Source organism: Streptomyces sp. NPDC005803, from assembly GCF_040630435.1.
In the GTDB taxonomy this organism is placed as follows: Bacteria; Actinomycetota; Actinomycetes; order Streptomycetales; family Streptomycetaceae; genus Streptomyces.
This window is the reverse complement of the sequence record NZ_JBEXXO010000007.1, coordinates 245,412-270,288: the sequence shown is the minus strand read 5'-3', so window position 1 is coordinate 270,288 and position 24,877 is coordinate 245,412. Positions and strand designations below refer to the sequence as shown.

General features: G+C 71.2%; 20 protein-coding genes and 1 pseudogene. 8 read left to right on the top strand and 13 right to left on the bottom strand.

Annotation, left to right across the window (positions count from 1 at the left end; genetic code table 11):
* Positions 1-3 precede the first annotated feature (3 nt).
* Positions 4-1,095, bottom strand: coding sequence for a YCF48-related protein (locus ABZ454_RS13135; RefSeq protein ID WP_359537752.1), 1,092 nt, complete (start codon positions 1,093-1,095; stop codon positions 4-6).
* Between the two features lie 183 nt (positions 1,096-1,278).
* Here ABZ454_RS13135 and ABZ454_RS13130 point away from each other — a divergent pair, with 183 nt between their 5' ends.
* The 4 genes from ABZ454_RS13130 to ABZ454_RS13115 all read left to right on the top strand — a co-directional run bounded on the left by ABZ454_RS13130 (position 1,279) and on the right by ABZ454_RS13115 (position 5,976).
* Entirely contained in the window at positions 1,279-1,695 is a 417-nt protein-coding gene (locus ABZ454_RS13130) for an SsgA family sporulation/cell division regulator (RefSeq protein ID WP_359537750.1), read from the top strand.
* A 320-nt stretch (positions 1,696-2,015) separates the two neighbouring features.
* Positions 2,016-3,647 carry an ABC-F family ATP-binding cassette domain-containing protein gene (locus ABZ454_RS13125; protein ID WP_359537748.1) on the top strand — a complete coding sequence of 544 codons (1,632 nt, stop codon included), beginning with the start codon at positions 2,016-2,018 and terminating at the stop codon, positions 3,645-3,647.
* A gap of 265 nt (positions 3,648-3,912) precedes the next feature.
* The gene (locus tag ABZ454_RS13120) at positions 3,913-4,887 is read left to right on the top strand and encodes an acyl-ACP desaturase (protein WP_359537746.1); all 975 of its coding nucleotides are present in this window, start codon (positions 3,913-3,915) and stop codon (positions 4,885-4,887) included.
* 177 nt (positions 4,888-5,064) lie between these two features.
* A complete protein-coding gene (locus ABZ454_RS13115; RefSeq protein ID WP_359537817.1) occupies positions 5,065-5,976 on the top strand; it encodes a chitosanase in 912 nt (303 codons plus the stop codon).
* 156 nt (positions 5,977-6,132) lie between these two features.
* Here ABZ454_RS13115 and ABZ454_RS13110 read toward each other — a convergent pair whose 3' ends face one another.
* The 9 genes and pseudogenes from ABZ454_RS13110 to ABZ454_RS13070 form a co-directional block, all read right to left on the bottom strand.
* Complete coding sequence (locus ABZ454_RS13110) at positions 6,133-6,387, bottom strand: WhiB family transcriptional regulator (RefSeq protein ID WP_356325251.1); 255 nt, start codon at positions 6,385-6,387, stop codon at positions 6,133-6,135.
* 111 nt (positions 6,388-6,498) lie between these two features.
* Positions 6,499-7,298: pseudogene (locus ABZ454_RS13105) on the bottom strand (VOC family protein).
* 131 nt (positions 7,299-7,429) lie between these two features.
* Complete coding sequence (locus ABZ454_RS13100; RefSeq protein WP_359537744.1) at positions 7,430-8,503, bottom strand: LLM class flavin-dependent oxidoreductase; 1,074 nt, start codon at positions 8,501-8,503, stop codon at positions 7,430-7,432.
* 4 nt (positions 8,504-8,507) lie between these two features.
* The gene (locus tag ABZ454_RS13095) at positions 8,508-9,392 is read right to left on the bottom strand and encodes an ABC transporter substrate-binding protein (protein ID WP_359537742.1); all 885 of its coding nucleotides are present in this window, start codon (positions 9,390-9,392) and stop codon (positions 8,508-8,510) included.
* Positions 9,393-10,151 carry an ABC transporter ATP-binding protein gene (locus tag ABZ454_RS13090; RefSeq protein WP_359537740.1) on the bottom strand — a complete coding sequence of 253 codons (759 nt, stop codon included), beginning with the start codon at positions 10,149-10,151 and terminating at the stop codon, positions 9,393-9,395. It abuts the gene before it with no gap.
* Positions 10,148-10,978, bottom strand: a complete 831-nt coding sequence (locus ABZ454_RS13085; protein ID WP_359537738.1) for an ABC transporter permease — start codon at positions 10,976-10,978, stop codon at positions 10,148-10,150. The genes ABZ454_RS13090 and ABZ454_RS13085 overlap by 4 nt, the downstream gene beginning before the upstream one ends.
* Positions 10,975-11,991: an NrtA/SsuA/CpmA family ABC transporter substrate-binding protein gene (locus ABZ454_RS13080; RefSeq protein WP_359537736.1), complete on the bottom strand. Its 1,017-nt coding sequence runs from the start codon at positions 11,989-11,991 to the stop codon at positions 10,975-10,977. Before ABZ454_RS13080 ends, ABZ454_RS13085 begins: the two co-directional genes overlap by 4 nt.
* Positions 11,988-13,016: an ABC transporter substrate-binding protein gene (locus ABZ454_RS13075; protein ID WP_359537734.1), complete on the bottom strand. Its 1,029-nt coding sequence runs from the start codon at positions 13,014-13,016 to the stop codon at positions 11,988-11,990. Before ABZ454_RS13075 ends, ABZ454_RS13080 begins: the two co-directional genes overlap by 4 nt.
* Before the next feature lie 146 nt (positions 13,017-13,162).
* A complete protein-coding gene (locus ABZ454_RS13070; protein ID WP_356325267.1) occupies positions 13,163-13,273 on the bottom strand; it encodes a putative leader peptide in 111 nt (36 codons plus the stop codon).
* Between the two features lie 191 nt (positions 13,274-13,464).
* Here ABZ454_RS13070 and ABZ454_RS13065 point away from each other — a divergent pair, with 191 nt between their 5' ends.
* Together ABZ454_RS13065 and ABZ454_RS13060 are read left to right on the top strand one after the other, a co-directional pair.
* Entirely contained in the window at positions 13,465-14,247 is a 783-nt protein-coding gene (locus ABZ454_RS13065; RefSeq protein WP_359537731.1) for an IclR family transcriptional regulator, read from the top strand.
* Positions 14,248-14,346: 99 nt separating this feature from the next.
* A complete protein-coding gene (locus ABZ454_RS13060; RefSeq protein WP_359537729.1) occupies positions 14,347-16,599 on the top strand; it encodes a DEAD/DEAH box helicase in 2,253 nt (750 codons plus the stop codon).
* Positions 16,600-16,747: 148 nt separating this feature from the next.
* Here ABZ454_RS13060 and ABZ454_RS13055 read toward each other — a convergent pair whose 3' ends face one another.
* Positions 16,748-17,761, bottom strand: coding sequence for a multicopper oxidase domain-containing protein (locus tag ABZ454_RS13055; RefSeq protein WP_359537727.1), 1,014 nt, complete (start codon positions 17,759-17,761; stop codon positions 16,748-16,750).
* A 262-nt stretch (positions 17,762-18,023) separates the two neighbouring features.
* Between ABZ454_RS13055 and ABZ454_RS13050 the strand changes: the two genes are divergently transcribed.
* Together ABZ454_RS13050 and ABZ454_RS13045 are read left to right on the top strand one after the other, a co-directional pair.
* Positions 18,024-20,516, top strand: a complete 2,493-nt coding sequence (locus ABZ454_RS13050; protein WP_359537725.1) for a ThuA domain-containing protein — start codon at positions 18,024-18,026, stop codon at positions 20,514-20,516.
* The gene (locus tag ABZ454_RS13045; protein ID WP_359537724.1) at positions 20,513-22,750 is read left to right on the top strand and encodes a family 16 glycoside hydrolase; all 2,238 of its coding nucleotides are present in this window, start codon (positions 20,513-20,515) and stop codon (positions 22,748-22,750) included. Before ABZ454_RS13050 ends, ABZ454_RS13045 begins: the two co-directional genes overlap by 4 nt.
* Positions 22,751-22,765: 15 nt before the next feature.
* Here ABZ454_RS13045 and ABZ454_RS13040 read toward each other — a convergent pair whose 3' ends face one another.
* The gene (locus ABZ454_RS13040) at positions 22,766-23,845 is read right to left on the bottom strand and encodes an ABC transporter permease (protein WP_356318600.1); all 1,080 of its coding nucleotides are present in this window, start codon (positions 23,843-23,845) and stop codon (positions 22,766-22,768) included.
* Positions 23,842-24,852, bottom strand: coding sequence for a non-homologous end-joining DNA ligase (gene ligD, locus ABZ454_RS13035; protein ID WP_359537815.1), 1,011 nt, complete (start codon positions 24,850-24,852; stop codon positions 23,842-23,844). The genes ABZ454_RS13040 and ligD overlap by 4 nt, the downstream gene beginning before the upstream one ends.
* Positions 24,853-24,877: the final 25 nt, after the last annotated feature.

Genomic DNA, 24,877 nt, shown 5'->3' with positions numbered 1-24,877 from the left:
CCCTCAGCGCAGGACCGCCCGCGCGGCCCGCCCCTTCTCGCCCGCCGCCCAGCAACTCCCGTCGGCGGTGCAGTCCACCGTGTCGTACGAGCCGGTGTCGACCGTGCGCCAGGTGCGGCCGCCGTCCGTGGTGAGGTCGGTGCCGGTCGGGCCGACCGCCAGTGCCCCCGACCGGATGTGCGGCAGCCAGGCGACACCCGAGCGGTAGGCGGTGGCAGGGGTCCGGGACGGCTGCCAGGTCCGGCCCCCGTCGGACGTGACGGCCGATGCGCGGGGCGACGGCTGGTCGGTCCGGTAGTCGCCGCCGACCGCGAGGCCGTGGGTGCGGTCCCGGAAGGCGAGGGCGAAGACACCACGGGCCGGGTCCCCGGCCGGGATCGGCGACGTGGTCGCGGTCCACGTCAGCCCGCGGTCGGCCGAGTGCAGGACCCGGGCGGTGGCCGCCCCGCCGGTCGCCAGCCAGACGTCCTTCGGGCCGGAACCGACCAGGCACTGTCCACCGGCCGCGAACCCCGCCTCGCCGGCCTGCGCCTGCGGCATGCCGGCGCTCGGCAGCACGTGCCAGCTGCGGCCGCCGTCGGCGGTGGACAGGATCCGGAACCGCCCGTCCACGGGGTCGCTCATGGCGAGGCCGTGGCGGCTGTCGAGGAACGTGAGGCAGTCGTAGAAGGCGCGCGCGTCGGTGTTGCGGAAGGACTCGGTCCAGGTGGCCCCGCCGTCGTCCGTACGCAGCACCCGGGAGGCCTCGCCCTCGCCGATGGCCAGGGCCACCGCGCGCCGGGCGTCGAATGCCTCGATGTCACGGAACTCCAGCTCCGCTTCGGCCGCACCGGGCGGCGAGACGTCGCGCCAGTGCCGGCCGCCGTCGGTGGTGCGCAGCACGGTGCCCTGGGAACCCGCGAGCCAGGCCGTCCGGCTGCTGACGGCCGCGAGGCCGCGGAAGCGGGCGTCGGTTCCGGTGTCGGTGAGCGTCCAGGTGGGCCCGTGCCGTTCGCCGGGCGCCGCGTGGGCCGCGGGCGCCGCCGACGCGGCGGCCAGCGCCGCCCCGCACAGTCCCAGTGACAACAGTCGTCGCGTCTTCCCCATGACCTTCATGGCGCTGGAAGCTAACCCACGGGTCACGCGCCGTCCAGGGTGCATCGCCGGGAATTGGGCACGCGTGCAGGCAGCGGTGTGCGGTGACGCAGCTCACGCCGTGCTCCGGTGCACGGATCGGCGCGTTCCGTCGTCTGTACGAGTGCCGGAGACCGTTCATCCGGTCGCGAGAGGGAGCAGGTCTTGTCCACCGTTATCGAACAGTCCGTGCAGGCCCGCATGGTCGCATCCGCACCGCGGATGGAAACGCTGCCCGCGGTACTGAGTTACGACCGCCGGGACCCCTTCGCCGTCCGCATGGCGTTCCCCGCGCCGGCGACGCTGGAGGGCACCGAGGTGTCCTGGGAGTTCTCCCGGGAGCTGCTGGCGGCGGGGCTGGACGCACGGGCGGGGATCGGGGACGTACGCGTCAGGCCCTTCGGATACGACCGTACGGTGCTGGAGTTCCACGCTGCCGAGGGCATCGCCATGGTGCACGTGCGCACGGCGGATCTGCGCCGCTTCCTCCGGCGCGTCGAGGAGCTGGTCCCCGCCGGGCACGAGAGCCGCTTCCTGGACCTGGACCGGAGCCTCACGCACCTGCTCGGCGGTCCCTGCTGACGCGGGCTTCCCGGGGACGCCCGCGCGGGACCAGGGGCCGTTAATTCGCTTGCCCGGTCCCGGGGCCCGCCGTACCGTCGTACTCGTCCTTGTCGTCGCCGATCGGAGTAGGACGTTGCTCGTCTGAGGTCTTGAGACACCGTGTCGCGCGCCGTGCCATGTCCGCACATGTCCGCGCGCCCGAGTGTGACCTCAGCTCTTCGAGCCGTCCTCCGCGACCAGGGCCTTCCTCTCCACCTCCGGAATTTCTTCCGTGGAACGCCAGTGACCGGTGTCTCGCCCCGTTGCCCCTGTCCTTCCTCGCAACCGGGAGATTCCTCATGTCTGCCCCCCTCACCCACCTCACCTGCTCCTCGCTCTCCTTCGCCTGGCCCGACGGCACCCCGGTCCTCGACGACTTCCATCTGAGCGTGGGACCCGGACGTACCGGCCTCATCGGGCTCAACGGCTCGGGCAAGTCGACCCTGCTGCGGCTCATCGCCGGTGAACTCACCCCCGCCGAAGGCCACATCAGGACGGCGGGCGAGGTCGGCTACCTGCCGCAGAACCTGGTCCTGGACACCGCGTTGCGCGTCGACGAAGCCCTGGGCATCGCCACAACCCGTGCGGCGCTCCACGCCATCGAGGCGGGGGACGTCGACGAGAAGTGGTTCACCGCCGTCGCTGACGACTGGGACGTGGAGGAGCGGGCGCTCGCCACGCTCGATCAGCTCGGCCTCGGCCACATCGGGCTCGACCGCACGATCGGTGAGATGTCGGGCGGTGAGTGCGTGCTGCTGCGCCTGGCGGCACTGCTGCTGGCCCGCCCGGACGTACTGCTGCTGGACGAACCGACGAACAACCTGGATCTGTACGCGCGCGGCCGCCTCTACGCGGCGGTCGACGCGTGGAACGGCGTCCTCGTCGTCGTCAGCCATGACCGGGACCTGCTGGAGCGGGTCGACCAGGTCGCCGACCTGCGGGACGGCCAGGTCACCTGGTACGGCGGGAACCTCTCGGCGTACGAGCAGGCGCTCGCCGTGGAACAGGAGGCCGCCGAACGCATGGTGCGGGTCGCCGAGGCCGATGTGCACCGCCAGAAGCGCGAACTCGCCGAGGCCCAGGTCAAACTGGCACGGCGCAAGCGCTACGGACAGAAGATGCAGGAGAGCAGACGCGAACCGAAGATCGTCATGGGCGCCCGCAAGCGCGCCGCCCAGGAGTCCGCGGGCAAGCACCGGATCATGCACGCGGGGAAGCTGGCCGAGGCGAAGGAGCGCCTCGACGACGCTGTCGAGGCGGTGCGCGACGATGCCGAGATCAGGGTCGAACTGCCGCACACCAAGGTCCATCCGGGCCAGGGCGTGCTGGTGCTGAGCGATCTGGAACTCGCCTACGGGGCACGGGTCCAGGGCTTCTTCGAAGTGCGCGGCCCCGAGCGCATCGCGCTGGTGGGGCGTAACGGCGCGGGCAAGACCACGCTGTTGCGGACGCTGGCCGGTGAGCTGGCGCCGGTGTCCGGCGAGGCGTCGGTCCAGGTGCCGACGCGCTTTCTGCCCCAGCGACTCGACGTGCTGGACGACGAGTCGAGCGTGGTGGAGAACGTGGCGCGGTTCGCACCGGAGGCCACGAACAACCAGATCAGGGCGCGGCTGGCGCGTTTTCTGTTCCGGGGTGCGCGGGCGGACCGGCCGGCCGGGACCCTGTCGGGCGGCGAGCGGTTCCGTGCGGCTCTGGCCTCGCTGCTGCTGGCCGAGCCCGCGCCTCAGCTGCTGATGCTGGACGAGCCGACGAACAACCTGGACATGGCGAGCGTGCAGCGGCTGACGGCGGCACTCGATGCGTACGAAGGCGCGCTGATCGTGGCGAGCCACGATGTGCCGTTCCTCGAATCGCTCGGGATCACGCGCTGGCTGCTGCTCGACGGCGGCCTCCGGGACACGACGGCCGAAGAGGTGCGCACCGCCCTGTGAGGCCGCAGGACAGGGGGCGACGGGCCTCCGGTTCACCGTCGTACGTGACCGGGGGCCTGCCCGGCCGATTATTCGATTTCAGCCCCTCCGACCCCCCGCCCTCCCGCACCCGCTGACCCTCCGTATACACGCATGACCTGCCCTTATGACACTGGGTGAACAATTGTTGCCCGGATGGGCTTGGCGGAGGCCTTACTGCCGCTTTAACCTACGGTCTCGTAACCTACGAAGCCGTAGGTATTTTCTCCCGTCCCCAGGAGCCCCCGTGACGATCACCTCTCCCCACCTCGGCAGTTCACAGGCGTGGACCGACGCGCAACTGCTGTACGCGCTGGAAGAGGTGGTGGAGAAGGAACTCAACCGCCATCTCAAGGTCGCCAAGGACTGGATGCCCCACGAGTACGTGCCGTTCTCCGACGGCCGGAACTTCCCCGGTGTCTTCGAGGACGGCCAGGCCTGGGAGGCCGAGCAGTCCAAGGTCACCGACATCGGCAAGATCGCCCTGGTCGTGAACCTGCTGACCGAGGACAACCTCCCCAGCTACCACCACGAGATCGCCTCGCTGTTCGGACGCGACGGCGCCTGGGGGACCTGGGTGCACCGCTGGACGGCCGAGGAGGGCCGCCACGGCATCGTGATGCGCGACTACCTGCTCACCTCGCGCGCCGTGGACCCGGACAAGCTGGAACAGTTCCGGATGGCGCACATGGCGGAGGGCTTCGAGTCCGACAACCGCCACTCGATGCTGCACTCCGTGGCGTACGTGGCGTTCCAGGAGCTGGCGACCCGGGTCTCGCACCGCAACACCGGGCACCAGTCGGGCGACCCCGTCTGCGACCGCATGCTGGCGCGGATCGCGACCGACGAGAACCTGCACATGGTGTTCTACCGCAACCTCCTCGGAGCGGCCTTCGAGCTCGCCCCGGACCTGACGATGCAGGCCGTGCGCGATGTCGTCGTGAACTTCCGGATGCCCGGTCACGGCATGCCCGGGTTCGAGCGGGCCGCCGCGCAGATGGCGATCGGCGAGATCTACAACATGCGGATCCACCACGACGACGTCATCCAGCCGGTGCTGCGGTACCTGAAGGTGCTGGACATCGACGGCCTGGGCCCGGAGGGGCTCAAGGCGCAGGAGGAGCTCGGTCTGTACATGCACGGGCTGGACAGCGAGGCGTCGAAGTTCGACGAGAAGCTCGCCGCGCGCAAGGCGCGCGTGGCGGCCCGCGCCCAGGCCTGACGGCCGGCCGACCCGGCCCCGGCGCAGGGGCGGGCCCCCGGCCCGCCCCTCCGTTCGCCCCCCCGGTTCGTCGCTGTCGCGGGGGCGACGGCAAGGCAGCGCCGGGCGAGCACGGCGTCCCATGGGGCCGAGCCTTCCCCAGGGCCGCACGGACCGTACTCTGTGCCCGTGAAACCTGTGACCCGCGTTGTTCTGTTCGGCGCGCCGATAGTCATCGCCGTTTCCCTGCTCTTCAACAGCGGCGGCGACCCGGAACTGCCCACGAGCTCGCCCACGGCGCCCGCTCCGGCCGCCGCGGCGGACACGGGAGCGGACCCCTTCGCCGAGGCGGACGACGAGGAACGGCGGGAGCTGGACGCACGCGTCGCGGCGATGCCCGCGGGGCTGGCCGGCCCGAAGATGCGCGAGGTCGCCTGGAAACTGCTCGCCAGCGCCGAGGGGTCGACCCTGGACTGGCGCAGCCAGTACGGCACGATCGAGGACAACGGCGACGGCACCGGCTACAACGCCGGAATCGTCGGCTTCTGCTCCGGTACGCACGACATGCTCACGTTCGTCGAGGCGTTCACCAAGGACCATCCCGACAGCCCGCTGACGCCGTTCGTCCCGGCGCTGCGCGAGGTCGACGGCTCCGCTTCGCACGAGGGGCTGGACCCCGGCTTCACGGCCGCGTGGAAGAAGTCGGCCGAGGACCCCGCCTTCCGCGCCGCGCAGGACCAGGTCCGGCAGAAGCAGTACTTCGAGCCCGCCGTCCGGCTGGCGAAGCTGGACGGACTCGGCCCCCTGGGCCAGTACATGTACTTCGACGCCATGGTTCTCCAGGGCCCCGGGACGGACGAGGACGCGTTCTACGGCATCCGGAAGGCGGCCCTGGCGGAGGCGGACACGGTCGCTGAGGGCGGCGACGAGGCCGCCTATCTGGACGCCTTCCTCGATGCGGCCCGGGCCGTGATGAAGTCGAAGAAGAACCAGCAGGACACCTCACGCCTCGACACCGCCCAGCGCGTGTTCCTGGAGGACGGGAACCTGGCCCTGGAACTGCCCCTGACCTGGCAGATGTACGGCGAGACGTTCCGCGTCACGTCCTGACCCGGCGACATGCCCGGCGTGAGCGCGCACGCCCGGCCGGGCGTGGACGTCGACGCCGGTGGGCGGACGTGCGGGCGTGCCTGGTGCGCGGGCGTGCACGCCTGCCTGGTGGGCGGACCGACGTGCACGCTTTCGGCGTACCTGGGACGGGGGCGTTCACGCCCGGTCGCGGTCACCTCTGCGGAGCCGGTCGCGCTCCTTCTCGGAGAGACCGCCCCACACGCCGAAGCGCTCGTCGTTGTCGAGTGCGTATTCCAGGCAGGCCAGACGTCCCTCGCAGGCGTTGCAGAGCTGCTTGGCCTCACGTGTGGAGCTGCCGGGGGCGGGGAAGAAGAACTCGGGCCCCGTCTGTGCGCACAGCGCTGTCTCCTGCCAGGCGAGAGCGGGGTCGATCGCGGTGTTGATGAGCATGGTGCACACAGTTCCCTGCCGCGATAAACGACTGATCAACGATCCATCAACCGCGGAGCCGGCAACCCCGGAGGCGCTCACGCACGCGCGGGGCCGGGGAACGCCGCCCTGTCAGGCGGCCGGCGTCTCGGCGCCCCTGATCACGGCGAACGCGGCGCCGTACGGGTCGGCGACGTAGGCGAAGGTACCCACGCCCTCCCTCTCCATCGGTTCCACCGTCAGCTCGCCGCCCAGCCGCTCGACGGCAGCTACCGTGGCATCGCAGTCGCCGACCTCGAAGTACGGCAGCCAGTGCGGCCCGGCAGCGGCCCGCCCGGCCACGGCGTCGAGCGGGACGAGCCCGCCGAAGGAGGTCTCCTCGCCACCGCCCGCCGTCCGGATGAGGGTGTACGCGCCACCGCCGCCCGGACGGGGGGAGTTGATGGTCTCCCAGCCGAAGACGGCGTCGTAGAACGCCGCGGCCGCCGGCACGTCCGGGGTGTAGAGCTCTGCCCAGCACAGGCTGCCCGGTTCGTTCACGACGCCGAGGCCCGGATTCCGCTTGGGCTGCCAGACGGCGAAGTACGCCCCGGCCCGGTCGGTGAACCCGCCCATCCGGCCGTACTCCAGGATGTCCATCGGCTCGAACGGCACCGTCCCGCCGGCGTCGCGCACGGCCCGTGCGGTGGCGTCGGCGTCGGAGGACCGGAAGTACAGGGACCAGGAGGGCTTCCCCTGCTCCTCGTGACCGTCATCGCGCCGCCGACCGTCTTCCCGTTCAGCGTGAACATCCCGTAGCCACCGGTCTCGGGACCTCCGGGGTCGAAGTCCCAGCCGAGGAGAGCGGTGTAGAACGCCTTGGCCCCTTCGAGATCCGGTGTGCCGAGATCCATCCAGGCGGGGGATCCGTCAACAAATCGGGTGGTGAGCATGGGGCGCTCCTTCGGTGGTCCCGTCCTCGCACAGCAGGGTTCCTGACCCCCCGAGTCTCGCACCGGGCACGGACCACCGCAGTCCCCGCGCGCTCCGGCCACGGCCGGCCGGAGCACGCTCGTCCGGCCCGTCAGCGTGTGATGCCCAGCGCCGGCAGCACCGTCTCCGCCACCCGGTACGCCTCCTCCAGCAAGGGGTTGCCCGAGAGGATGAAGGTGTCCACTCCCAGGTCCTCGAACTCCTTCAGCCGCTCGACGACCTGGGCGGTCGATCCCACCACCGCGGTTCCCGGGCCCGGCCGGAACAGGCTCATGCCCGGCCACATGTTGGGGTGGACCTCCAGCTCACGGGCGTGCGCGGGCACCTTTCCGCCGTGCTGACGGAACTGCCGCTGCCAGCCGACGCCGTCCTCGCCCGCCCGGTCGCCGAGCTGACGGGCGTACGTCGCGTCGCTGGTGACGTCCAGGAGCCGGTCGGCCGCGGCCCATGCCTCCTCCTCCGTGTCCCGGACGATCAGGTGCAGCCGCAGCCCGATCCTGAGCGTGCGGCCGTACGCGGCGGCCCTCGCCCGCACCTTCTCCAGCTTCTCCTTCAGCAGGTGCGGCGGCTCCCCCCAGGTCAGGAAGACGTCCACGTGCTCGGCGGCCATTTCGATGCCGGGGTCGGACGAGCCGCCGAACCAGAGCGGGATGTGCCCCTCCTGGACCGGCTTCAGCTCCCGGAACGAGGCGCCGGCGTTCTTCAGGTCGTAGAAGCGGCCCTTGTGGTCGAAGACCTCGCCGGCCGTCAGCCGCTTCACGATCGACCAGTACTCCGCGCTCAGCTCGTACCGTTCGTCGTGCTCCACGTGCAGTCCGTACTCCTGCAGCGACTTGGTTGAGCCATTGACCACGTTGAAGCGGAGACGGCCCCCGAAGAGCGTGTCGAAGCTGAGCGCCATCTTGGCCAGCAGGGTCGGCGAGATCAGGCCGGGGTGGACAGCGAGCAGGGGTTTGAAGCGGGTGCTGGTCGAGGCGGCCAGCGCGCTGCCGAGCGGCCAGACGTCGTACAGATCGGTGGCGAGCAGCGCGCCGCTGTAGCCCAGCCGCTCGACCGTCCCGGCCAGTTGGCCCAGGTAGCCGAGGTCGACCGGGCGCCTGCCCGCCGGCTCCCAGGGGTAGGCGCCTTCGCGCGGAATGATGTACCAGAGGACCTCGGTCGCCATGACGTCATACCGCCTTGCCGGCGGTACGGGCGCGGGCGTCGGCGACGGTGACCGGCCGGTCGATGAAACCGGTGCGGTGGAAGATGTCCGCGGCCTCCTGCTGCTCGGCGATGAACGCGTCGGAGACGGGCTCGATCGTCCAGGGCAGCGAGGCGAGCGCCGTCTCCCAGTCGTCGGCCGACCCCCCGAGGTCGGCGGCGGCGATCTCGGCCGCCTGCCGGGGGTGGGCAGCGGCCCAGTCGTCGGCCCGCTGGAGCGCCCTGGTCAGGGCCTCGACGACCTCGGGCCGGGATTCGGCGAGGTCGCGGCGGGTGAAGAAGACGGAACGGTCGCTGATGACGTCACCGGTACGGACCAGGGTCCGCAGTCCTCCGGTGCGCCGGGCGGCCGCCAGTTCGGCGCCCTGGGCGACCCAGGCCGCGATCGCGCCGGTGCGCAGCAGTTCTTCGCTGCCGGGGTCGCTGCGGACGGCGGTGATGTCGTCGGCGTAGGACAGTCCGGCGTCGTCGAGGGCCTTGGCGACGAGATGGGTCTGCCAGGAGCCGACCGCCAGGTGCACGGTCGCGCCCTTGAGGTCGGCGACGGTGCCCACGGGGCTGTCCTCGGGGACGAGGAGCGCGCCGTGGTCGGGGCGCGGGGCGGAGACGGCGGTGTAGACGATGTCGTGGCCGGCGGCCTGGGCGGTGACGGGCGGGGTGGATCCGGTGCCGCCGAAATTGATGACGCCCCGGCTCAGGAGTTCGCCGGTGCGCACGCCGTTGGTGTACGGGTGGAAGACGACGCTCTCGCCCAGTGGGGCCAGCTCCTCCTGGGCGAGGCCCAGCCGGGAGAGGTGGTACAGGTGGTAGAGGGACGGGTTGCTGCTGTGGACACCGATGGTGAGGGTCATTCAGATCACTCCTGCTTCGGTACGGGCGGGGGTCGGGAGGGAAGGGGCGGGGGCGTCGACTCCGAGGTCGGCCAGGAGCCGTCGGCGCAGCGCCGCGAATGCGGGATCGCCCGGATCGCGCGGCCGGTCCACGTCGACGGTCTCGTCGGTGACGAGGCGGCCGTCGCGCAGGACGGCGACCCGGTCGGCCAGCCGCACGGCCTCCTCGACGTCATGGGTGACCAGCAGGACGGCGGGGCGGTGCCGGCGGCACAGCTCGCCGACCAGGTCCTGCATCCTCAGCCGGGTCAGCGCGTCGAGGGCGGCGAACGGCTCGTCGAGGAGCAGGAGTTCGGGCTCGCGGACCAGGGCGCGGGCGAGTGCGACGCGCTGGGCCTCACCGCCGGAGAGGGTGGCGGGCCACGCCTCGGCATGCCGTTCCAGACCCACTTCGGCCAGCGCCCGGAGCCCGTGGGCGGAGCGGCCGCGGGGCAGGGCGACCGTCACATTGGCCAGGACCTTCTTCGACGGTACGAGCCGGGGCTCCTGGAAGACGATGGTGCGGGCCTCGGGCACGAGCACCTCTCCCCCGTCGGCGCCGTCGAGGGCCCCGAGGATGCGCAGCAGCGTCGTCTTCCCGCTGCCGCTGGCGCCGAGGAGGGCGACGAACTCGCCGCGCGCGATGTCGAGTCGCAGGTCGTCGAGGACGGCGCGGTCGCCGAAGACCCGGCGCAGTCCCCGTACCCGCACCGCGGGAGCGGATGTCGTGTCGGTGGTCATCGGGTGGCTCCCCGGGGGGTGCGCCACGGCATCAGCAGGCGTTCCAGCAGCCGCACGAGGATGTCGGCCGTCAGCCCGAGGAGCCCGTAGACGAGGATGCAGACGGCGAGGATGTCGGTGCGGGCGTAGCTCTGCGCCTGGGACATCAGGTAGCCGATGCCGGCGGTCGCGTTGATCTCCTCGGCGGCGATCAGCGCGATGACGCTGAGCGTCATCGACAGGCGCAGTCCGGCGAGCAGGGACGGCAGGGCGCCGGGCAGGACGACTTCGCGTACGAGGGCGAGGCGTCCCATGCCGAAGCTCCGCATGGCCTCGATGAGTTTGGGGTCGGTGTCGCGTACCCCGCTCGATGTGGACACGTACATCGGGAAGGTGGTGGCGACGGCGATGAGGAGGATCTTGGCCGTCTCGTTGATCCCGAACCAGACCATGAACAGCGGGACCAGGGAGAGGAAGGGAACGGTGCGCAGGGTCTGGAGCGAGGAGTCGAGGAGTTCGTCGCCGAGACGGGTGAATCCGGTGGTGATGCCGAGGGTCAGTCCGGCGACGAGCCCGATGAGAAGGCCGAGTCCGGAGCGGGTGAGGGAGGTGGTGAGGGCGTCGGGCAGCTGGCCGTTGCCCCACAACTCCCCCACGGCACGCAGCACTTCTCCGGGCGAGGCCAGGACGTCGGGGGTGAGGAGTCCGGTAACGGAGGCCGCCCACCAGAGGGCGAGCAGCGCGACCGGGCCGAGGGCGCGGACCGTGAGGGCGTAGCCCCGGCCGCGGGGCTTGTCCAGCCTCGGGCGCGGCCGGACGAGTCCGGGAGGCGCGGCGGTGTCGCTCATGTCAGTTTCCGGACGTCGAGCAGGTGGGGGGTGACGTCGACCTCGGTCCTGGTGACCTTCTGCTCCGCGTAGAAGGCGGCGACGGCCTTGAAGCGCTCGATGTCCTCCGGGCCGATGGGATCGATGGTCCCGCCCTTCGCCGTGAACCCGTTCTGGACCTCCTCGGCCCTGCCGGTCACGGCGGTCGGGCCGACGTCCGTGAAGACGTTGAGGTACGCGGACGGGTTCTGCTTCTCCTTGGCGCTGGCCTCGTGGAGGTACTGGTAGAGGGCCTTCACGACCTTCGGGTGCTGCTCGGCGAACTCCGTCCGTACGGCGTTGAGGCTGTAGTTGTCGGAGCCGATCGCCGCTCCGTCGGCGACGAAGTGCGCCTTGCCGCTGCCGATCTCGGCGACCGCGTAGGTGGCCCAGACGGCCCAGGCGTCGACCTTGCCGGCGTTGAAGACCGCCGCGGTCTGGTCGGGCCTGAGGTAGACCCGGGTGACCTCGTCGGCCGGAATCCCTGCCTTCGCGAGCGCCTTGAGCAGCAGGTACTCGCCGGTACCGCCCTGGTTGACGGCGACCTTCTTCCCCACGAGGTCGTCCACCGAGCCGATGCCCGATCCGTTCCTGACGAGGATGCCCTCCCCCGCGGCGTCCGGGGCGACAGCGGTGAAGAACGAGAAGCCGGGCCGCTGGGCGAGCGAGGTGATGCCGGAGGTGATGGAGCCCGTGGCGACGTCCAGTTGATCCGCGTTCATCGCCTGCGCGGCCGGCGCGAACGGGCCGGCGCTGCCGGTCCACCGCACCTTGGCACCCGCCTTGGACAGTGCCTTGTCGAGGCTGCCGTCCTTCTTGCCGAGGGCGAGCACACCCGAGTTGCCGGGGTCGGGGATGCGGACGGTCACCGTGGCCTTCGAGCCCCCTGCGGCGCTGTCAACCTCGGACGTGCCGCATGCGCTCAGGGCGACGAGCGCCGAGACGGTCAGGAGCGCCGGAACGGCTGTCGTACGCAGTGGTCGGACGAGATTCATGACGAGGGTTCCTCTGGGGTCAGGGGGGCGGAGGTACGGCGAACCAGGTCGGATGCGCGGCGCAGCGGTTCGGGGTCGGCCCAGGCCGCGATGTCGACGGGTTCGGGCAGGAAGCCGTGGGCGCGCAGCCCGGCTTCCTGGGCGGCGAGCAGGGCGAGGCGTTCGGCGGACAGGTCGGGGTGGAGCGTCAGATGGGTGCCGGGCCGGTAGGCGCCGGCGACTCCGTCGGCGCCCGCCCCGGTCTCGGCGCCGAGGATCCGGTCGACCTCGCCGGGCTGCCCGGCAGCCCAGTCGGCCGCCCTCAGCAGGACGGCGAGGAAGCGGTCGACGAGGTCGGGGTGGTCGTCCAGGAGTCGCTGGTGGACGGTGAGGGGGCGCGGGGTGCCGTTGTTGACGCGGAACCGGCGGTCGGGCAGTTCGTCGAGCTCGACGGCCACTTCGGCGCCGGCCCGGCGGGCCGCCTCGACGGCCAGCGCGCCCTTCACGTACACGGCGTCGACGTCGCCGCGCCGCAGCGCGGCGAGTTCGGCCGCCCACTGGCCCTGGTGGCCGGCCGCCGGCACGTCGACGAGCACGGTGTCGTCGAACGCGAGACCGGCCGAGCGCAGCGCCCCCTCGAAGCCGCGCAGGGCCATGGCCCGCCAGAAGTCGATGGCGATGTCGTGCCGGGGCAGGGCGAGACGCAGACCGCGCAGTGCGCCGGCGCCCCGGATGCCTGAGCCGGGGGCGACGAGGACGGTCTGCCGCTCCTCGATCCAGGTGAGGCCGATCAGCCGGGTGTGCTCACCCCGCGAACGGGCCCACAGCGCGGGGACATTGCCGCCCTCCCGGAAGAGGGCGGGCAGGGCGTGGGTGTAATGCGCGGCGGGGTCGGCGTCCGGGGAGGCGTCCTGGAGGGAGCGCACGGAGATGCCGTCGGGGGCGAACTCGTCGGTGAGCCACTGCCGGTCGGCGGCGATGCCGGTGGCGGTGGGGACGGGACAGCGGGTGAACCAGAGGGTCCGGGGCAGGACGGCAGGCGTCATGGAGTCTTCCCGAAGATCGGCGAAGCGGGGTGAGGGACAGACGGTGCGGCACGTACGGCCCGGAACGAGGAGGCACGTGCGGCAGGGGCCCGCGAGGCGTCGGAGCGACGCGTGGGGCGAGAAGAAGCAGGGTGTGCGGGGAGAGGTCAGCGACAGGCGGCGCTGGACACGCGGGCCAGGTCGATGTGACGGCGCAGCGTGAGCGCGAGCAGGACCGGAGCTGCGCCGGCGGGGGTCGCGGATCGGCGGCCGGCCATGGCACTGCTCCCTTCAGCTCGTCGGTGGTGAGGGCTGCAGCCTGCCACGGGACGACACCCACCCACAACTCGCTTCCCATGATGTGGGATTGGGTATGAACGGCGTGTTTCGTCAGAGGGCCTTGGCCCGGCCCGGCTCCCGTAATGTGGCAACGTCGGGCACCGCATCACCATGAGCGGAGAGTGAACCCATGACCGAGGCCGCAGCGGCACGCGCTCCCGTCGGGGCGCAGGCGGTACAGCGCGCCCTGGACGTCCTGCACTGTTTCCACGACAACGGTCCCGATCTGAGCGCATCCGATCTCGCCCGCCGTCTCACGCTGTCGGTCTCCACCGCCCACCGGCTCGCGCGCACCCTGCTCGGCGCCGGATTCCTGGAGCAGGACGCCCGCACGTCCCGCTATCGGCTGGGGCCCGCCGTGACCGAACTGGGCCGGCTCTCCTACCACCAGCGTGGTCTGCACCTCGCCGCCCCGGAGCTGGCCGACCTCGCCGAGCGCACGGGCGCCACAGCCGACCTGGCCCTGCGCAGCGGGCCGCACGCCGTGATCGTCGCGGGCGGTTCGGTGACCCCCAAGGTGGGGCTGCGCCGGCCGCTGCACTCCACGGCCCTGGGCAAGGTGCTGCTGGCGTGGGCGAGGCCGGGTGAGGGCGGCCCCTCCTCGCTGCCGCCGCTCCCCGCCTTCACCGACCGGACGATCGTCGAACCGGCGGCCCTGGAGGCGGAACTGGCCCGGGTGCGCTCCGACCAGCACGCCGTCAACGACGGCGAGTCCGCCCACGGGGTGCGGACCCTGGCGGTGCCCGTGCTGGACGGCGCCGGGTACGCGCGTTTCGCCCTGGCGGTACGGGCCACCCCGTCCGTGATCACCGATGCGCGCAGCGACTGGTTCCTGGCGCAGGCGCGTTCGTGCGCGCGGGCCCTGGAGGTGCTGCTGCTGTCACCGGTGGAACGTCGGCCCCCCGCACCCTGAGCCGTCCGCCGGACTGCCGGTCGCGCGTGGGACGATATGGGTCGCTCCGGGCGTAAGCCGCGGGCGCAGCGGCAAGGCGGCGGACACAGAAGGTACGACATGACTGAGGCCGGGTCCACGGAGGGCGGGGCGCCGACCGGGCGGGCGGCCCGGGAACTGCTGGCGCGGGCCGACGGACTGGTGGACGCCGCGCGTGCCGTCCTGGCGGATCACGCCCGCGCGGTCGGCGCCGTGCGCACGGCTCTGGATCCGCTCCTCGACGCCCTCGTCCGCAGGGAGCTCTCGGCCATTCCGGTGTCCCGGCTCAAGGACGTCACCGAGGGCCGGCTGCGGCTCGGCGCGGTCGAGCAGGCCGGCTTCACGACGGTGGCGCAGGTGTACGGGGCCGGCCGCTACGAGCTGCGCCAGATCCCCGGCGTCGGTGCGCAGACGGCCGACCAGACCCTGGCCGCGGCGGGCCAGATCGCGCACGCGGTACGGGACACCGTCGCCCTGCGGATAGACGTGGACACCCCCGACGATGCCACGACCGCCCTGCTCACCGCGTTGTACCGGCTGGTCGAGGCCGGGCCGGACGTGCGCCGGGCCGTGGACGGGGCCCGGCGGCTGGCCGACCGCCTGGAACCGCTGCTGGCCGTGGCGGGACCGGCCCGGGGGCGGCTGGGGATGGTGTTCACCCGCCGGCAGGCCCGCGCGCGGGCGCGGGCGGCCGTCGCAGCCGTGCGGGCGGCCGTCGCGGATGCGGAGGAGTGCGAACTCCCGTCGCTCTTCGGCCAGGTGTCGGTGGACCTGCTGCGGGAACCGGAGTCCGACGTCGCCGCCTGGGTCGACTTCGAGCTGCGGTCCGCTGAGTACTACAGCCTGCTGGCCGGGATGTCCGGCACCGGTCCCGACCGGGACGCGGCCGAGGGGTTCCTGCCGTCCGGGATCGCCGACCGGGTACGCGGACTGCGGCTGGACGACGCCCGGCTGCGGGTCTCGCTGCGCGGCTACCAGTCCTTCGGCGCGCGCTTCGCGCTCGCGCAGAAGCGGGTGATCCTCGGCGACGAGATGGGGCTCGGCAAGACCGTGCAGGCCATCGCGGCGCTGGCCCATCTCGCGGCGCGGGGGGAGACGCACTTCCTGGTGGTGTGCCCGGCGAGCGTACTGATCAACTGGACGCGGGAGGTCCGTGCCCGCTCCACGCTGCGCGCCCTGCCCGTGCACGGGCCGGAGCGGCAGGAGGCGTTCGGCGAGTGGCGTGAGAGCGGCGGGGTGGCCCTGACCACCTTCGACGCGCTGCACACCCTCCCCCTGGCGGGGGACAGCGGGATCCGGCCCGGCATGCTCGTCGTCGACGAGGCCCACTACGTCAAGAATCCGGCCACCCGTCGCGCCCGTGCGGTGTCCGACTGGTCGCAGAGGACCGAACACGTGCTCTTCCTGACGGGCACGCCGATGGAGAACCGGGTGGAGGAGTTCCGCAGCCTCGTCCGCCACCTCCAGCCGGAGCTGGCCCCGTCGGTCCGCACGACGCACGGGGTGGCCGGTTCGCACGCCTTCCGCCGGGCCGTCGCCCCCGCCTATCTGCGCCGCAACCAGCAGGACGTCCTCACGGAGCTCCCCGCCCTGGTGCAGGTCGACGAGTGGGAGGAGTTCAGCGCCGCCGATCAGCGGGCCTACCGCGAGGCGGTGGCCGACGGGCACTTCATGCGGATGCGCCGGGCCGCCTACGCCCACCCGGCCACGTCCGCCAAGCTGAACCGGCTGCGTGAGCTGGTCGCGGAAGCGTCGGGCAACGGGGTGAAGGTCGTCGTCTTCTCGTACTTCCGCGAGGTGCTGGAGACGGTCGGGGGCTGCCTGGGGGAGGACGTGTTCGGCCCGCTGTCCGGAAGCGTTCCGGCCGCGCGCCGCCAGGCGCTGATCGACGGCTTCGCCGCGGCGGACGGCCACGCGGTGCTGCTCAGCCAGATCCAGGCGGGCGGGATCGGACTGAACATGCAGGCCGCGTCGGTCGTCATCCTCTGCGAGCCGCAGATCAAACCGACGATGGAGCACCAGGCCGTGGCCCGCGCGCACCGGATGGGCCAGATACGCACGGTCCAGGTGCACCGGCTCCTCGCGACGGACAGCGTCGACGAGCGGATGCTCGCCATCCTGGCCCGCAAGGAGCGGCTGTTCGACGCGTACGCACGGCGCAGCGACATCGCCGAGACGACGCCGGACGCCGTGGACGTGTCGGAGGGGTCGCTGGCCCGTCTCGTCGTCGAGGAGGAGCAGCAGCGCCTGGCCGCTCAGGCACGGGCCGGGTCGCTTCCGCGTCCGGCCCGGCCCGACCCGGCCGAAGCACCTCGGGGCGTGCCCGGAAGATAGGGCTGTCCGTCGGGAAGGCGGCCGCGCGGCGGCGCGCGAGCGCGGAGCGCGCGGGACCGCCATGAGGGAAGCCACGAAGGCCTCCGCGCGACGCCCGCGCGCGTGCGTGCCGGGCGTCGCGCGACAGGCGGCCCGTGACCCGGACGCCCTAATGGCCCTCGTGCGCCGCCGCGTTCGGCGCGGGCTTCGCCGCCTGCGATGACCCCATGGTGTGCCCCTCGTGCCCCGGGACGGTCCCGTCCGCCTTGGCGACCAGCAGCATTCCGGCCATACCCATGTCGGAGTGGCTCTGCACGTGGCAGTGGTACATCCAGGCGCCGGCGCCCACGTGTTCACCCGCGATGACCTGGAAGCCGAAGGAGTCCGCAGGTCCGACGATCTTCGTGTCGACGACCCGGCTCGGGTCGTCGGGCCCGGTGAGCAGGCCTGTGCGGTTGTCCGCCCAGCGGTGACCGTGGATGTGGAAGGTGTGGTAGTACTCGCCGTGCGTGATCATGACGACTTCGAGCCGGTCCCCCACCGTGGCCTCGAAGTCGGGGCTCTTGTCGGCGGGCCTGTTGTTGATCGTCATGTCGTTGAAGACGATCGTGATGGTCTTGTCGGGCAGGATGTCGCCCTTGCGCCGGACGATCACCGGCCCGTACAGCCCCTTGCGGATGCCGCCCGTGCCGTGGTCCGTGCCCACGACGTGGTCGTGGTAGTGCCAGTAACCCGCGCTGCCCGGCTGCCAGGTGCCGTCCTTGCGCCGGCCGGGGGCGTGGGTGCGCCAGGTGTACGTACGGGTCTCACCCGGTTCGACGATGCTCCGGTTCATCCGGGTGCCGTCGCTCGCGATGTCGTAGTCGACACCGTGCGCGTGGAGGCTGGCCGGCACGTCCAGGGTGTTCTCGAACTCGATGTGCAGGGTGTCGCCTTCGTTGATCTCGATCAGCGGGCCGGGGACCGACGCCTTGCCCTTCTCGAACCCGTACCCCAGCTGACCGTCCGCCAGCTTCTCCGCGTACAGCTTGAGATGGCGGACCACGCCGCCCGCGGGCGCCGTCCTCGGGGGGTTCTCCGCGGAGGTCGCCTCGATCGCGCCGAGGGACAACGATGTCACGCCGGTCGCTGCCGCCACCCCGCCGCCCATCAGAATCCGCCGGTTGAAGCTCCTTCGATCCATGCCGAACTCCCCACTGTTGGACGGGCCTTGCGGAGTGAGCCGAGACGACCACGGCGTGCGGCGCGACGACGCGCAGAGCGCGCGAGCCGACGGACCGTGGGCACGGCCGTCTCCGGAACGGGCCATACCGTAGCCCGGGGATCTTCGTTTATCCACACTAAGGACAAAGTTCGTGTCATTGCTGCCATAGCTCTTGGCGAGTCGGGAAAAGAGGTCTAGCTTCATGCGCTGTTGCAGTGACCAAAGAGGGGTGGGTGACCACATGCAGCGCACACCACATCACAGGTCCAGATCGCGACGCGGACTTGCGGCGGCCGTGGCGGCCGGCGCACTGACCGCATCCCTGCTCGGCGGCAACGCCGCCAGTGCCAGGCCGGACCCCGGGGCGCCGGGGGCCATGGCGACAACGTTGTCCCTGCCGTCGCCACCAGGCGGCGCCAACGTCAAGGTCCTCGTCTTCCATGCCTCCGCCACCGCGGAGTCGCCGACGGTGGACGCCGGAATCGCGGCGATCGAGCGGATCGGGCTCACCGGCCCGGAGGCCGGCCGGTTCAAGACCGTCGCCACCGATGACGCCTCCGTCTTCACCAACGGCAAGCAGTTGGGCAAGTACAACGCCGTCGTCTTCCTGACGGGTGGCGGCGATGTCCTCGACCCGGAACAGGAGGCCGGTCTCGAGGCGTACATGGAGGCGGGCGGCGGCTTCCTCGGCATCCATGACGCGGCACGCACCGAGCCGTACTCGGACTGGTTCACCGGGCTCGTCGGCGCGCGTCCGGCGGCCGGCAGCCCCACCGCCGTCCAGCGTGCGACGGTGGAGATCGGCGACCGGCAGCACCCGGCGACCAAGAACCTGCCGCTGGAGTGGAAGCGCCCGGACAAGTGGCTGAACTGGAAGGACAATCCGTCCGGTGACGTGCACACCGTGGCGCGCGTCCGCGAGATCACCTACAAACCGGGGACGAGCGCCAACGGCTGGGACCACCCGGTCTCCTGGTGCCGGGACTACGACGGCGGACGGTCCTTCTACACCGCGATGGGCGGCACGGTCGACAGCTTCGCCGAGGCCGACTTCCGCGACCACCTGCGCGGCGCGCTGGACTGGACGACCCGGATCTCCCAGGCCGACTGCAAGGCGACGATCACCTCCAACTACACGGCGGAGCGGGTCACCCAGCCCAACCAACCCGGCAAGAACGACCAGATCGGCGAGCCGCACGGGCTCGTGACGGCCCCCGACGGACGGGTGCTGTACATCGGTCGCGGCGGCGCGGACAGCAGCGTGCCGGTCGTCACCGACTGGGCCGACCCGAACGTCGGCAAGGGCCTGGGACAGATCCACGTCTACGACCCGAAGACCAGGAAGGTCACCCTCGCCGGTGAGCTGACGGTCTTCGGCAACAAGGGCGGTGGCGACGAGCTGATCAAGGTCGAGGAGGGTCTGCTCGGCATCGAGCTCGACCCTGACTTCGAGAAGAACGGCTGGGTGTACCTGCACTACACACCCCACGACAAGATCGACCGCGACAAGCAGATGGCGGTCCGTCAGGTCTCCCGCTTCACTCTCGACCTGACCACGAACAAGCTGGACCTCTCCTCCGAGAAGGTGCTGCTGCACTGGCCGGTGCAGGTCCACAGCTGCTGTCACGCCGGCGGCGGCATGGCATGGGACTCCAAGGGCAACCTGTACATCGCGACCGGCGACAACAACTCCTCCGGCTTCAGCGACGGTTACTCCGGCAACAACCCGCAGCCGAACTACAAGGGCGTCTCGTTCGCCGACGCCCGCCGCACCGCGGGCAACACGAACAACCTCAACGGGAAGATCCTCCGGATCCACCCCGAGGACGACGGCACCTACTCGCTCCCCGCGGGCAACCTCTTCACCGGCAAGGAGCCGGACGAGGGCGGCGGCAAGACCCGTGGCGAGATCTATGTGATGGGTGTGCGCAACCCGGCGCGCATCTCCGTCGACAAGTCGACCGACACGCTGTACGCGGGCTGGGTCGGCCCCGACGCGGGCTCCCCGAGCACCACCTGGGGCCCGGCCAAGTACGACACGTTCGCCGCGATCACCCAGGCGGGGAACCACGGCTGGCCGTACTGCATGGGCAACAAGCAGCCCTACCGGGACCGCAATCTGCCCGATCCGGGCAAGCCGCTCGGCTGGTACGACTGCGACCACCCCAAGAACGAGTCGCCGAACAACGACGGTCTGGTGAAGCTGCCGCCGATCACCTCCAACACCATCTGGTATTCGCCCCAGGGCGGTGGCGTGGACTACCCGCGTGACGCGAACGGCATCCCGAGCTACAAGGTGGAGGACCAGAAGGAGCTCCTGCCCTGGCTCAAGGGCGGCGGCCAGGCCACGATGAACGGACCGGTCTACCGGTACGACGCGGCGAGCACCAGCGCCGACAAGTGGCCGTCGTACTGGGACGGCAAGTGGTTCGTCGGTGACTTCTACGACGACACCCAGCCGCGGCACGCCGTACTCACTGACCCGAAGACGGTCGGCAAGGGCGGTCTGCCCACGCACGCCGAGTCGCTCAAGGAGATCATCCCGGTGGGCGCGAACGGCATCCGCAACCTGATGGACTGGAAGTTCGCTCCGGACGGTTCGCTCTACGTCCTGGACTACGGGCGCGGCTTCTTCACCTCCGACTCCAAGTCCGCGCTGTGGCGCGTGACGTACAAGGGCGGCGCACCGACCCCGGCCGTCAAGGACCTGGCCAGGAAGGCGGCAGTGCAGTGAGACACCGTTCGATCTTCTTCCGGAGGCGGTACCGGCCCGCGCGACTGTGGCTCGCCGTGCTGGGATCGTTCCTCATGGTGCTGGGGCTGACGTCGACGGCGGCGTACGGCCGCACGGCGGCTCCGGCGGACGCGGCGGCGGACCAGGTGCTGACCTGGACCGCGGGCAACCCCATCGACCACTATCTGTCCGCGCCGAAGACGGCCGTGGCCGGCAAGGCGACCATCGTCTTCGAGAACAGCGCCGCGACCGGGAACACCACGGGCATGCCGCACACGCTGACCTTCAGCGTGTCGGACCCCGAGTTCAACAACGACGTCTCCCTGAACCTGCTGGCCAACCCGGGCGACGACCAGGGCGGCAGGCACACGGCGGAGGTCACGCTCACCCCCGGCCGGTACTTCTACCACTGCACGATGCCGGGGCACGAGATGATGCAGGGCATCCTGACCGTCACCGACGGGAGCGGAGGTGAGGACACCACCGCGCCCGAGACCTCGGCGAAGGTCGACGGCGACAGGAACGCCGCCGGCGCGTACGTCGGTCAGGCCACCGTCACCCTGGCCGCCACCGACACGGGTTCGGGTGTCGACACCGTCGAGTACGCGGTCGGGGCGGACGGCGCCTGGCAGCCCTACACCGTGCCGGTCGTGGTGAACGAGGTCGGCGCGCACACCATCCGGTACCGCGCCACCGACAAGGCGGGCAACGTGGCCGCGGAGAAGACCGCCGAGTTCGCGGTAGCCGCTCTGCCGACGGACGACACGACGGCGCCCGAGACCTCGGCGACCGTGTCCGGGGAGAAGGACGCCCAGGGGCAGTACCTCGGCATGGCGACGGTCACCGTCACCGCGTCCGACACCGGCTCGGGCGTCAACACCATCGAGTACGCGCTCGGGACGGACGGCGCCTGGCAGGCGTACACCGGTCCCGTGATGGTCCACTCGGTGGGGGCGCAGCACGTCCGCTACCGCGCCACCGACAAGGCGGGCAACGCGGCAGCGGAGAAGGCGGTGGACTTCACCGTCGTCGAGCCCCCGACGCCGGACACGACGGCGCCGCAGACGTCCGCGAAGGTCGAGGGCGAGCAGAACTCGGACGGGGCCTACCTCACCAGTGCGAAGGTGACGGTCACCGCGACCGACGCCGGCAGCGGTGTGGACAAGGTCGAGTACTCCCTGGACGGCGGCCCCTACCTCGCGTACACGGCCACCGTCATCGTCGACCGGATCGGCTACCACACCCTCGCCCACCGGGCGACGGACAAGGCGGGCAACACCTCCGAGGCCCAGCGGGTGTCGTTCACCGTCGCGCAGAGCGGTGGCGTACCGGCGCCGAACTGCCCGGAGTTCGACGAGCGGCTCACCGTCATCGTGGGCACCGTCGACACCGGTGTCCCCAACCGCATCACCGGTAACCGCTGCACGATCAACGAGCTGATCGAGGACGAGAAGGACTGGTCGTCGCACGCGCTGTTCCTCAAGCACGTCGACCAGGTCCTCGACAAGCTGCTCACCGCCGGGGTGATCGACGCCCGCGAGCACAAGAAGATCTACCGGGCGGCCAAGCAGTCCGGCATCGGCAAACCGGGCCAGGACGAGGGCTACCGCAAGCTCTTCGACGGCACGGCCGCCTCGCTCGCCAAGTGGGAGCAGGTGGGCGGCGGACAGTTCGCGCTCAACGAGGCGGACAGCGCGATCACCAGCTCCACCACGGTGGACGGCATGGGCATGCTGTGGTTCCCGGGCCGCCAGTACGGGGACTTCTCGCTGAAGCTCCAGTGGCGGGACGACGCGCCCGGCACGGGCAACGCGAACGGCGGGGTGTTCGTACGCTTCCCGAACGTCCACGACAACCCGGAGGAGCCGAATCCGGAGTGGGTCGCCATCAAGTACGGCCATGAGATCCAGGTCAACGACCGGCCGGACGGCGACATGTACAAGACGGGTTCCGTGTACGGCTTCGACCGGGTGGGCCTCGCCGGTGCCGGCGTCACTCCCAAGGGCACCTGGAACGACTACGAGATCCGGGTGGTGGACCAGCACTACTCGGTCTACCGCAACGGTGTCCTGCTCAACGAGTTCGACAACAACGGCGGCCAGGTCTTCGAGCCTCCGCGGGGTGACGACCCGGGCACCGACGGCCGGCGGTACGCCTCCGGCTACATCGGGCTCCAGGTCCACAGCACCTCGGACGTGATCTCCTACCGGGACATCCGGATCAAGGAGCTCTGACGGCGCCGTCCGGAATCAGGTGGCCGTGGCCGCATGCTCGGGCATGTGGTCGCGGCCTCCCGGGTGCCGGTGGCGCCACACCCAGAAGACCGTGATGGAGACCAGGCACCAGACCGCGAGGACCAGGTAGGGGAAGAGCTTCTGGTGCCCCTGGTAGTAGACGGCGGTGTGCTGGGCGTTGACGGAGGCGCCCGGCGGCAGCCAGCGTCCGATGTGCCCGAGCAGGGAGGGTAGCAGCGGCCAGGACACGGCTCCACCGGATGACGGGTTCCCCAGGAGCACCATCACGCCCCAGGTCGGGAGCATGGCCCAGCGCCCCATCAGGGTGTTGAACATGGTGAAGACCATGCCCGAGGTGAACATCGTGAACGCCAGGATCAGCCAGGACTGGGCGAAGGGCAGGTCGACGGCTCCCAGCAGCCAGTCCACCACCGCGGCGATGGCGAAGGCGCCCAGCAGCGAGTAGGCGATGGTGAACGCGATCCGTTCGAGGGGGATCAGGCTTCTGGCGTGCACGCTGAGCTGGATGGAGCCGACGAAGCCCACGATCACGGCGGCGAGCGAGATGTAGAAGAGCGCGAGTCCGCGCGGGTCGCCCTTCTGGAGCGGTTTGACGTCCGCGACGGCGACCGGGATGCCGAGCGTGTCACCCACCTTCACGGCGGATTCCGTGAGCAGTTGGGCGACGGCGGCGCCGGAGGCACTGGCCACGGAGAGCTCCACGCCGCGGCTGCCGGAGTGCACGATCGTGAAGACCTCCTGCTCCTCCAGCGCCTCACGCGCCGCGGCCGGTGTCCGGAAGACGTGGATGACCAGGGAGGCGTCCAGGGCCTTGTCCATCGCCGCGACGAACTCCTTGCCGCGGGCCGTGTCCGGCTGGCTGACCACGGCGGTGGGAATCCGGTGGGGCGTCGGGTTGGCCATGGCGTACGTGTACGAGCCGGCGAAGAGCCCCGCGGCGGCCGCGAGGATGAACACCAGGACCGTCGCCGGGAAGTACGGCGACTCCTTGAAGGCCGCCCATTTCTCGCCCCTGGTCAGTGGCCTGCTGTGCGCCCCGTGGTGCGCCTCGGGCCGCTGCCCGGATGTGGTCATGCGTCGTCGTCCCCGTCGTGGCGGGCGCGGCTGGGCTGCACCCGTTTCGGTTCGCCCGGCATCTTCGGGTACTCCGGCGGGTACGGAAGGTCGCCGGGGCCGCCGTCGCTCGCATGGCGATCGGCGAGCTCCAGCAGCGCGTCGAGCCGGAAGGCCTCCTGATCCATGTCCGCGTGTACGTCACCCAGTTCCGCGTACCGCGCCGGCATGGTCCGGATGTCGAAGTCGCGTGGTTCGGCGTCGTCGATCTCGTCCCAGCGCAGGGGGGCGGAGACCGGGGCGTGGGGGCGCGGGCGCACGGAGTAGGCCGAGGCGATGGTCCGGTCCCGGGCCGTCTGGTTGTAGTCGACGAAGATCCGCTCACCGCGCTCCTCCTTCCACCAGGCGGTGGTGACCCGGTCGGGCATCCGGCTCTCCAGCTCGCGCCCCACCGCGATCGCCGCCCGCCGCACCTCGGTGAACGTCCAGCGTGGCTCGATGGGAACGAACACGTGGATGCCCCGGCCTCCGGAGGTCTTCGGCCAGCCGCGCAGTCCGTGGTCGTCCAGGACCGCGCGCAGTTCATGCGCGGCCCGGACCGCGTCGGCGTAGTCGGTGCCGGGCTGCGGGTCGAGGTCGATGCGCAGTTCGTCGGGGTGGTCGGTGTCCTCGCCGCGGACCGGCCAGGGGTGGAAGGTGAGCGTGCCCAGGTTGGCCGCCCAGATGACGGCGGCCACCTCCGTGGGGCACATCTCGCGGGCGGACCGGCCGCTCGGAAAGTCGATCTGGGCGGTGGGAATCCATTCGGGAAGGTTCTTGGGGGCCCGCTTCTGGTAGAAGAACTCCCCCTCGACGCCGTCCACGAACCGCTGGAGCGTGGTGGGCCGGTCGCGCAGGGCACGCAGGATCCCGGGGCCCACGGCCAGGAAGTACTCGGCCACGTCCCTCTTGGTATAGCCCTTCTCCGGGAAGTAGACCTTGTCCGGATTGGACAGCCGTACGGGCCGTCCGCCTGCTTCCAGCTCCATCGCTTTGCCCGCTGCTGCCATGTCG